The sequence below is a fragment of the Mesorhizobium sp. M7A.F.Ca.CA.003.01.2.1 genome (assembly GCF_003998945.1).
GTDB classification, from domain to species: domain Bacteria; phylum Pseudomonadota; class Alphaproteobacteria; order Rhizobiales; family Rhizobiaceae; genus Mesorhizobium; species Mesorhizobium ciceri.
Map to the genome: position 1 here is coordinate 1 of NZ_RZRA01001081.1, position 1,738 is coordinate 1,738.

At 61.9% G+C, this 1,738-nt stretch carries 2 protein-coding genes and 1 pseudogene; 2 read left to right on the forward strand and 1 reads right to left on the reverse strand.

Going from position 1 to position 1,738, the window contains the following annotated elements:
- Positions 1-638: ABC transporter permease (locus tag EN969_RS29890; RefSeq protein ID WP_164758619.1), on the forward strand; the 638-nt coding region annotated here is incomplete at its 5' end.
- Positions 635-1,435, forward strand: a complete 801-nt coding sequence (locus EN969_RS29895; RefSeq protein WP_063167571.1) for an ABC transporter permease — start codon at positions 635-637, stop codon at positions 1,433-1,435. The genes EN969_RS29890 and EN969_RS29895, both read left to right, overlap by 4 nt.
- A gap of 91 nt (positions 1,436-1,526) precedes the next feature.
- Here the strand turns inward: EN969_RS29895 and EN969_RS29900 are convergent.
- Positions 1,527-1,738: pseudogene (locus tag EN969_RS29900) on the reverse strand (amino acid ABC transporter substrate-binding protein); the annotation flags it as partial.

The window sequence follows — 1,738 nt, forward strand, 5'->3', positions numbered from 1 at the left end:
GCGTGTCGGTGGCCATCATCTGCATCCTGCTTGCCTATCCCGCCGCCTATTTCCTGACGACGCTGAAAGGCCGCTGGCGCTACGCCTTGCTGATGCTGCTGCTGGTGCCACTGCTGATGAGCTACGTCATCAAGATCTATGCGATCCGCAGCATCCTGGGCCTCAACGGCTTCCTCAACAAGGCGCTGGTGGCGCTTGGTATCCTGCAGGAACCGTCGACGCTTTTTGTGTTCAACATGAACGCCATCCTTTTGACGCTGACCCTGCTCCTGATCCCCTTCGCCATCCTGCCGATCTTCCTGTCGCTGGAGCGGATTCCGCAGGTGCTGCTGCGCGCATCCGACGATCTCGGCGCGAGCGGCTTGCAGACCTTCCTGCGCATCACCTTGCCGCTCAGCCTGCCCGGCGTCGCTTCGGCGGCGAGCTTCGTCTTCGTGCTGGCGATCGGCGATTTCCTGACGCCGCAAATGGTCGGCGGCATCAGCGGCTTCACCTTCGGCCGCATCCTCTACAGCCAGTTCGGCACGGCCTATAACTGGCCGTTCGGCGCGGCGCTGTCGGTGGCGCTGGCCGTCGTGGTGATCGCCGCAATCCTCGTCGGCGAACGCTTTGGCCGCAACCCGGGGACTTCGGTATGAGCGCCCTGCCCCGACTGTCCACGATCTTTCTGGCCGTGATCACGACACTGGTTGCGGTGCTGCTCTACAGCCCACTGTTCGTGCCGATCGTGTCGTCGTTCTTCACCATTTCGCATGGCTCCGTCGACTGGTCGTCGCCGACCCTGTCGACCTATGTGGCGCTGGCTGAAAACCACGACATATTGGTCGCTCTGCGCACGACGCTGATCGTCGGCGTCTGCACCGTCATCCTGTCGGTGGTCAGCGGAACGCTGCTGGCGCTCTATTATCATGGGCGCCGTTCCGGACGCTCGCTGCTGCAGTTCATCATCTTCCTGCCGTTCCTGATGCCGCCGATCATCAGCGGCCTGGCGCTGCTGATCTTCTTCCGCGAGATCGGCCTCGAACGCTCGCTGCTGACGGTCGTTATCGGCCATACGGTTTTCGTGTTGGCGATAGTCTACCGCACGGTACTGATGCGGCTGCAGTCGATGAGCCGCACGCTGGTTGAAGCGTCCTACGATCTCGGTGCCACGGGCTGGCAGACCTTCTGGCGCATCATCCTGCCGAACCTGTCGAGCGCCATGGTCGGCGGCGCCATCCTGGCCTTCGCCCTGTCATTCGACGAGACCATGATCACCATCCTGGTCACTGGCACGCAAAGCACGCTGCCGGTCAGGCTGTGGGCGATGATGCGGCTTGGCTTCTCACCCGATATCAATGCGCTGGTGGCGCTGATCCTGATGTTCACCGTGCTGCTCTGCGTGCTCGCCGCCCGCTTTCTCATCCCCAGGCAAGTTGCGACGGAACGGACGTGAGTGCCGGGCAAGAGCGCCGCAATGAGGCAACCATATTCTTGGCCCGGCATCGATGCTGACATAATCGATGCCGGACCAAACGGAATGATGCTTACTGAAGCTTGGCCTGCAAGGCGTTGACATCGTCGGTGGTCATTTCACCGTCCGTCGCTACCTTGCCGTCGACGATCTTCCACAGCCGGAACGGGCCTGTGATGTCGCCATATTTATCGAAGGCGACCGGGCCGATGACGCCTTCGTAGCGGATCGGCTTGCCGTCCTTGATCAGGCCGAGCGCCTTGGCGAACTCTTCCTTGCCAGCAA

Bases quoted from the DNA above. Each gene is read 5' to 3' on its own strand.
- EN969_RS29895 (WP_063167571.1), top strand. From the start codon at position 635: ATGAGCGCCCTGCCCCGACTGTCCACGATCTTTCTGGCCGTGATCACG.